The organism is Sulfurihydrogenibium sp. (assembly GCF_027448985.1).
Classification (GTDB): domain Bacteria; phylum Aquificota; class Aquificia; order Aquificales; family Hydrogenothermaceae; genus Sulfurihydrogenibium.
This window is the reverse complement of the sequence record NZ_DAIDMN010000070.1, coordinates 1-7521: the sequence shown is the minus strand read 5'-3', so window position 1 is coordinate 7521 and position 7521 is coordinate 1. Positions and strand designations below refer to the sequence as shown.

Sequence of the window (7521 nt, the reverse complement as noted above, 5' to 3'; positions counted from 1 at the left end):
ACTTCTTCATTTTAGCTTTAAGTTTTGCTACTTGTCTTGGTTTGTTTTAAAATTATTTAAATTGGAAATTAGAGTTTTAATTTTAAATCCTTCAACTTTTTGTTGAGTAAAATAGCTTCTTTGTTGTTTGTTAATTTTTTTAAAAGGTTTAGCTGGTCTTTGAGTTCTTGATTTTGGTTCTCTATCTCCGATATTTTATCTGAAATTGGAGAAATATAACTCATGTATATTCCATAGGCTACAATTAAAGAAAATGATAAAACTACCAATATCTTTTGCCATATCGGTGCATCCTGCCATTGCTGTTTAAGTTTATCCATAGTAAAACCTCATAAACCTTTGTACTTTAAAAGTTCAAATGAAAATCTGTAATATACAGTACCAGAAAGTGATACCTGTCTAACAATTCCTTGAACTTCCTGTTTATCTTTTAGTTTTCCAAAGTTGGCTCCTTCAAAATACAAAGACACATTTTTATAAAAGTTAATTATATGTTGAGAGTTAAGACTACTTCCTGTTACTCTACAGATGTTTCCATCTAATTCTACGCTTTCAAGCCAAACTCCATCTGGTATTTTTGTTACAACTGTGTTTAGTATTGGAGTTAATGACTTTTTCTGAGATGTTAACGATTCAAAAATTTTCAGTTTTAGTTGTATTTTTTTCTCTTCTTCTAGTATTTTTTCAAACTCTTTTTTTATTTTGTTAGCATTTGCTTGTAACGATTTGTATGTGTTTATCTGATTTTCTAAACTTTTTCTTTCTTCTTCTAAAGCTGTATATTTACTATCGATGTATAAATACAATCCTAAGGTGGATAAAAGTGTTACAAATGGTATTAGGTACAATACTAAGTCTTCTCTTAATTGTAAGTTATCTTTAATGGAAGTTAAAGATAAACCTTTAAAGTGAAATTTTTTGGTGGTTTTTTTTCTTTTCTTGGGGTTTAAATCTATGTTTATCATTTTATGCTCCTATATGCAAGACTTAAAGCATTGTTATAAAGTGATAAAGGAAAAGAGCCTTGGTAATCTAATCCTAATGCTAAAACAGGGTCTAAATCTTCCAAGATAAACTGTGTTGAAAATTTAAGTTGCATATAAGCTTTTATTTCAGGATACTTAACAAAAAATCCTGATGTGTATATAACTTTAGGTTCGTTAACTGTTAAAAACAGGTAATTTATTTCATTTATTATTCTGATAATTTCCTGTTCTTTTTCATCTGGTTCTAAATTTTCATAGTATGATGCATTAAAGTCAAGAGTTTGTAAAATAACATTATTTTGAGAAAAAATTATAAATGAGTCATTTTTATCCAAGTGTATAACACATATATTATTTTCACCTTTGTTTCTTTCTACCTTTTCTTTTTGCAAAAATGCTAAATTTAGTAAAGAGGTACCTGCGGTGTCTATAAACTCAATATCAATTCCTGCAACTTTAGAAATATCTAAAATTCTATCAATAACTTCTTTTTTAGTTATTACTACTACATTATTTAAAAATTCTCCATCTGATGACAAAATATCCCAATCGTAATGGGTTTCTGTTCTAAAATTTTCTATATCTTCTCTAATATTCCATTCAATTGCATCGATAAGTTCTTTTTCATCAACTTTTGGCAAATTTAAGGTTTTGTATAAAACAGAAGATACAGGAATACTAAAAGCAGCTGATTTTACATTTAGTCCTCTTCTTTCTATTTCATTTTTCAATATTTTTCCATCTTGCTCATTGTCACCACTTACTTGAATTTCAAAAGGCATAAGAGGTAACCTTACATTATCACCTTCTTTTGATATTAAACCTACCCTTACAAAATCTGAATCTACTTCTATTCCATAGTAAATACTGTTTTTTTTTCAAAAAACCAAATTTTGGAATGTTAAATTTTGGTAAAGTCAAATTAAAATTTTTCAACATGACACACTCTTTACACTTTAATAATTCTCTATATACATTATCGGTTGTCTTTTGTTTTGACTTTAATCTTTAAGAAGAATGGGGGAGTGAAATCTCCCCCTCGTATTTATTTTCCGAGTTTTTGTTCTATTTCGTAGATTGCTATGGTTGTTTTGATTATAGAATCCGGATTGATTGAAATGGTATCTATACCTTGCTCTACTAAGAATTGAGCAAATTCCGGATAATCTGATGGTCCTTGTCCACATATACCTATTTTTTTACCTTTTTCTTTTGCAACTTTTATAACTTGAGATATCATTCTTTTCACCGCTTCGTTTCTTTCATCGTAAAGATGAGCTACTAAAGAGGAATCTCTATCTAAACCAAGTGTTAACTGGGTAAGGTCGTTTGAACCTATGGAAAATCCATCAAAGTATTCTGCAAATTGGTCTGCAAGTATAACGTTTGATGGAAGTTCACACATCACGTAAACTTGTAATCCGTTTTCTCCTTTCTTTAATCCATACTCTTCCATAACTTCTAAAACTTTTTTTGCTTCTTCAGGGGTTCTACAGAAAGGAACCATAACTATAACGTTTTTAAGACCCATTTTATTTCTTACTCTCAATATAGCTTTACATTCAAGTCCAAAAGCAGGTTTGAAAAATTCTGAGTAATACCTTGATGCCCCTCTAAATCCTATCATTGGGTTTTCTTCTTCAGGTTCAAAATACTTTCCACCTATAAGGTTTGCGTACTCATTAGATTTAAAGTCGGAAAATCTTACAATTACAGGTTTTGGATAGAATGCAGCGGCTATTTTTGCAATACCGTAAGATAACTTCTTAACGTAGTACTCTTCTTTGTTTTCATATCCAAAAGTTAAATCTTCTATTTTTTCTGCCAACTGAGGGTCTTTTTGTTTTATTTCATCAAATCTTATAAGTGCAAGTGGATGTATAGATATGTAGTTGTTTATTATAAACTCTTCTCTTGCAAGACCAACTCCTGCGTTTGGTAGGAAGGAAAGGTCAAAGGCACCTTCCGGAGATGCAACGTTCATCATTATAGGTGTCTTTGTTTTTGGAAGTTTTGTAAGGTCAAACTCTTCAACTTCATACTCTATTTTTCCTCTGTAAACATAACCTCTTTCTCCTTCTGCACAAGATACAGTCACCTCATCACCGTTTTCTAAAACTTCCGTAGCATTTCCTGTTCCAACAACCGCTGGCACTCCTAATTCTCTTGCTACTATTGCGGCGTGACAGGTTCTACCTCCCTTGTTTGTAACTATTGCAGCAGCTTTTTTCATAATAGGTTCCCAGTCAGGGTCTGTCATATCTGTAACCAAAACTTCTCCAGCTTGAAAGTCTTTAGCATCTTCAAGGTCATGGAGTATTCTAACTTTTCCAAAGGCAACTTTATCTCCTACAGCTATTCCTTCTACGATTCTCTTCTTTTCCCTTGATTCGTAAGGTTCAGTTATCTTATAGGTTATTATTTTAGAGTGGTCTTTCTGAGAGTGAACCGTCTCTGGTCTTGCTTGAACTATGAATAGCTCATCTAATTCTCCATCTTTTGCCCATTCAACGTCCATAGGTGTCCATTTTCCGTATTTGTTAGAGTAGTACTCCTCTATTGCCATAACCCATCTTGCAAGTTTTAAAACTTCAGGGTCAGTTAAAGAAAACTTCATCTGTTCTTCTTTTGAAACAGCCACTATCTTTGTCCTTTCATCTGGTGTTGTACCGTAAACCATCTTATGGGTCTTTCTTCCCAGTTTTTTCTCTATGATAGCTTCATAACCTTCTTTTAAGGTTGGTTTGAACACTAAAAACTCATCAGGAGTAACTGCACCTTGAACGACCATCTCACCAAGTCCGTAAGATGCGTTTATCAAAACAACATCTTTAAAACCACTGTCAGAATCTATTGAGAATGATACTCCAGAAGATGCAAGGTCAGACCTTACCATCTTCTGAACACCTACAGCAAGTCCTATTGCAAAGTGGTCAAACTTAAACGCTTCCCTGTAAGATATGGCTCTATCCGTAAATAAAGATGCAAAACAACTTTTTATGGCGTTTAATAAAGTTTCATCTCCTTTTATGTTTAGGTAGGTATCTTGTTGTCCTGCAAAAGATGCGTTTGGTAAATCTTCAGCCGTTGCTGATGACCTTACAGCAACGTCAACTCTAAACTGACCGTACATTTTGCTAAGTTCTTCATAAGCTTTTAAAATTTCATCTTTTAGGTCTTGTGGGAATTGACCACCTTTTATCAATTCTCTGATGGTTAACCCTCTTTTTGATAAATCTTCAATGTTGTTAGGGTCAAGTCCTGTTAGAATTTCTTTGATTTTGTCTCTTAAATTGTTGTAGTCTACAAAGTGCCAGTAAGCTGCCGATGTAACGACAAATCCCATCGGTACTTTAATACCGATAGATGAAAGTCCTTTAATCATCTCACCTAAGGATGCATTTTTTCCACCAACTAATTCTATATCCTCCATACCTACTTCGCTGAGCCACATTACTAACTTTTTCTCTTTCATAATCAACCTCCTACTATTTTTGTAAAGTCTGCAAAATATCTAAATAATTCGTTAATTTCACTCAATATTCCTAAGCGGTTTTGTTTTAACTTTTCATCTTCTACCATTATCATAACGTTGTCAAAAAATCCGTCTATGTAAGGCTTAAGTTCTATCAGTTTAACTAAAGATTCTTCATACTGTTTATCGTTTATTAGCCTTAAATATTCATCTTTTACTGATATAACATTTTCATAAAGTTCTTTTTCTTGCGGTGTTTGGAATAAATATACATCAACTTTTCCGGAAAAACCATCTGGAATTATATTTCCTACTCTCTTAAAGACCTGTATTATGTTTTCGTAATCTTCTCTTTTTGTAAGGTTTTGTAGTGCTCTGACTTTTAGATAATTTCTGTAAAAGTTGTAATCTTTTAAAGATAAAACTGCGTTTATTATGTCCGTTTTAAAACCTTTGTTTTGTAGATAACTTTCAAGTCTTGAAAGTAAAAATTCTAAAACTTGTTTATCATCTACTATTTCAGATAAGTCTAAATCTATCTCTTTTTCAACGATTATTCTTACTATACCTATAGCGTTTCTTCTAACTGCAAATGGGTCTGCCGATGCTTTTGGAATTTCTCCTATACTGAAAAACGATAAAACGGTATCTAATTTATCTGCAAGGGCTAAAATTGTTCCTAATGTTGTTTGAGGTAGTTCATCATCGGCTGTTTTTGGTAGATAATGTTCGTATATTGCTTTTGCTACTTCTGGGTCTTCTCCTTGTTTTAGGGCGTAGTACATACCCATTACACCTTGTAGTTCGTCAAACTCTTTTACCATGTTTGTTAAAAGGTCCGTTTTGGATAAGAGAGTTGCTCTTTCTAATTTATTTACATCTTTGTATCCTAATTTTTGTGCAATTATTTTTGCTAAGTTTAAATTTCTTAACACTTTGTCGTAAATTGAACCGAGTTTTTCGTGAAACTGAATTCCTTTTAGTTTTTCTATATGGTCTTCTAGTCGGATTTTTAGGTCTTCTTTGTAGAAAAACAATGCATCTTCAAGTCTTGCTTTCAAGACTTTTTCATATCCGGATTTTACAACTTCTCTGTCTTTTACAGCTGTGTTTGAAAAGGCTAAAAACTTTGGTATTAGCTTACCGTCTTTTTTAAAGTTGAGATACCTTTGATGGTGTTTACAAACCGTTATGATAACTTCTTGAGGCATAGTTAGGTACTGGGGAGAAAACTCTCCTATAACTCCTATTGGAAACTCTGTTAAACATGTTATTTCGTCTATTAAATCATCATCTTCTATAATTTGTGCGTCCAAAGATTTTGCAAAGCCTTCATACTGGGTTTTGATAGCATTTTTTCTATCTTCGTAGTTTGCAATCAGAAAACCAAGTTTTGTAATTTCTTCGTAAGAGGATGCTTTTTCTATCTCTTTTTTTTGACCTCTTCCAACCGGATTTGTCATAAATCTGTGAAGGTAAGTGTATCTGTCTGCGTTAACGTTGGCTATGGTAAAAGGTATAACCTGTTCATCTAAAAGTGATACTATCCACCTTATAGGTCTTGGGAATCTGTATCCGGAGTTGTTCCATACCATCGATTTAAGTTGTGGAAAACTTTTAAATAATGCTGGAATAACATCTAATATATGGGTTTTAATATCTTTTCCTTCTTGAACTATTACAGCCCCTATATACTGTCCTTTTTCGTTCTCTATTTTTTGAAGTTTTTCGATTGGAATGTTGTTTTTCTGAGCAAAAGACAACGCTGCTTTTGTAAATTTTCCTTCTTGGTCAACTGCCACTTTGTAAGGTGGTCCTATCAGGACTTGCTCTTTTGGAGGTTGTTTTTCTTTTAGGTTTTTTATTAAAACTGCCAACCTTCTTGGAGTAGCAAAGATTTTTACGTTTTCCGGAGTTTCGTATTCAAAAAATTCTTTAAAATTATTTTCTACATATTCTTTTAAAAAATCTTTGTAGGTTAAAATAGCTTTTGGTGGTAGCTCTTCACATCCTATTTCCAGTAGATAGGTTTTCATAACCTCTCCTTGTTTTTTATTAATGGATAACCAAGTTCTTCTCTATGGGAAACAAATGCTTTAGCACACTCTTTTGCAAGGTTTCTGACTCTTGCTATATACCTTGCTCTTTCGTTTACAGATAAAGCACCTCTTGCATCAAGAAGGTTGAAGGTATGAGAGCATTTTAGGGCATAATCGTAAGCCGGAATAGGGAGGTTTTTTTCAATCAGTTTGTATCCTTGCTGTTCATACATATCAAATGTTTTGTATAAAAAGTCTAAATCTACAACCTCAAAGTTGTGGATAGACCACTGTCTCTCGGCTTCTTTGTAAATATCACCATAAGTTAAACCTTCACTCCAAACAATATCGTAAACACTGTCTACACCTTGAAGGTAAGTAGCTATCCTTTCTAAACCATAAGTTATCTCTACACTTATTTGTGGAAGGTCTAAACTACCAGCCTGTTGAAAGTAGGTAAACTGAGTTATCTCCATTCCATCAAGCCAAACTTCCCATCCAAGACCCCACGCTCCTAAAGTTGGACTTTCCCAATCATCTTCTACAAAACGGATATCATGTTTTGTCAAGTCAATACCAAGAGCTGTTAAACTTTCTAAGTATAGCCCTTGAGGGTTTTCAGGAGCAGGTTTTAGTATAACTTGAAATTGGTAGTAATGTTGAAGTCTGTTAGGATTTTCTCCGTATCTTCCGTCTTTTGGTCTTCTTGATGGTTCCACATAACACACGTTCCAAGGTTCAGGTCCTAAAACTCTCAAAAATGTTGCCGGATTCATAGTTCCGGCTCCTACTTCTATGTCGTAAGGTTGCCATAAGATACATCCTTTATCTACCCAGAATCTTTGAAGAGACAGTATTATCTCCTGAAAAGTCATAATAAAGCTCCAAATTTTTTAAATATCTTTAAGATATTTTAACATAAAGAAATCTTAATTAGAAGTGTGTGTATTGGTTCAGTACATCGTGAGCATCCATACATAAACATTATATCACATCCCATATGCAATATCTGCTGGAGTTT

Annotated in this window: 6 protein-coding genes; all 6 read right to left on the bottom strand. The window is 33.0% G+C overall.

What is annotated here, in order from left to right; genetic code table 11:
* Positions 1-68: 68 nt before the first annotated feature.
* Positions 69-320, bottom strand: coding sequence for a hypothetical protein (locus NE054_RS06365; RefSeq protein ID WP_297889921.1), 252 nt, complete (start codon positions 318-320; stop codon positions 69-71).
* Between the two features lie 9 nt (positions 321-329).
* A complete protein-coding gene (locus NE054_RS06360; protein ID WP_297889919.1) occupies positions 330-965 on the bottom strand; it encodes a PilN domain-containing protein in 636 nt (211 codons plus the stop codon).
* A complete protein-coding gene (locus tag NE054_RS06355) occupies positions 962-1768 on the bottom strand; it encodes a pilus assembly protein PilM (RefSeq protein ID WP_297889917.1) in 807 nt (268 codons plus the stop codon). Before NE054_RS06355 ends, NE054_RS06360 begins: the two co-directional genes overlap by 4 nt.
* Positions 1769-2031: 263 nt before the next feature.
* Positions 2032-4461, bottom strand: coding sequence for a phosphoenolpyruvate synthase (ppsA, locus tag NE054_RS06350; protein ID WP_297889915.1), 2430 nt, complete (start codon positions 4459-4461; stop codon positions 2032-2034).
* A 2-nt stretch (positions 4462-4463) separates the two neighbouring features.
* A complete protein-coding gene (glyS, locus tag NE054_RS06345; RefSeq protein ID WP_297889913.1) occupies positions 4464-6497 on the bottom strand; it encodes a glycine--tRNA ligase subunit beta in 2034 nt (677 codons plus the stop codon).
* Complete coding sequence (locus NE054_RS06340; RefSeq protein ID WP_297889911.1) at positions 6494-7375, bottom strand: glycine--tRNA ligase subunit alpha; 882 nt, start codon at positions 7373-7375, stop codon at positions 6494-6496. The genes glyS and NE054_RS06340 overlap by 4 nt, the downstream gene beginning before the upstream one ends.
* Between the last annotated feature and the right edge of the window lie 146 nt (positions 7376-7521).

What these genes read in the sequence shown, in the direction of transcription:
- glyS (WP_297889913.1), bottom strand. Translation starts at nt 6,497, where the DNA reads ATGAAAACCTATCTACTGGAAATAGGATGTGAAGAGCTACCACCAAAA.
- NE054_RS06365 (WP_297889921.1), bottom strand. Translation starts at nt 320, where the DNA reads ATGGATAAACTTAAACAGCAATGGCAGGATGCACCGATATGGCAAAAG.
- NE054_RS06355 (WP_297889917.1), bottom strand. Translation starts at nt 1,768, where the DNA reads ATGCCTTTTGAAATTCAAGTAAGTGGTGACAATGAGCAAGATGGAAAA.
- NE054_RS06360 (WP_297889919.1), bottom strand. Translation starts at nt 965, where the DNA reads ATGATAAACATAGATTTAAACCCCAAGAAAAGAAAAAAAACCACCAAA.
- NE054_RS06340 (WP_297889911.1), bottom strand. Translation starts at nt 7,375, where the DNA reads ATGACTTTTCAGGAGATAATACTGTCTCTTCAAAGATTCTGGGTAGAT.
- ppsA (WP_297889915.1), bottom strand. Translation starts at nt 4,461, where the DNA reads ATGAAAGAGAAAAAGTTAGTAATGTGGCTCAGCGAAGTAGGTATGGAG.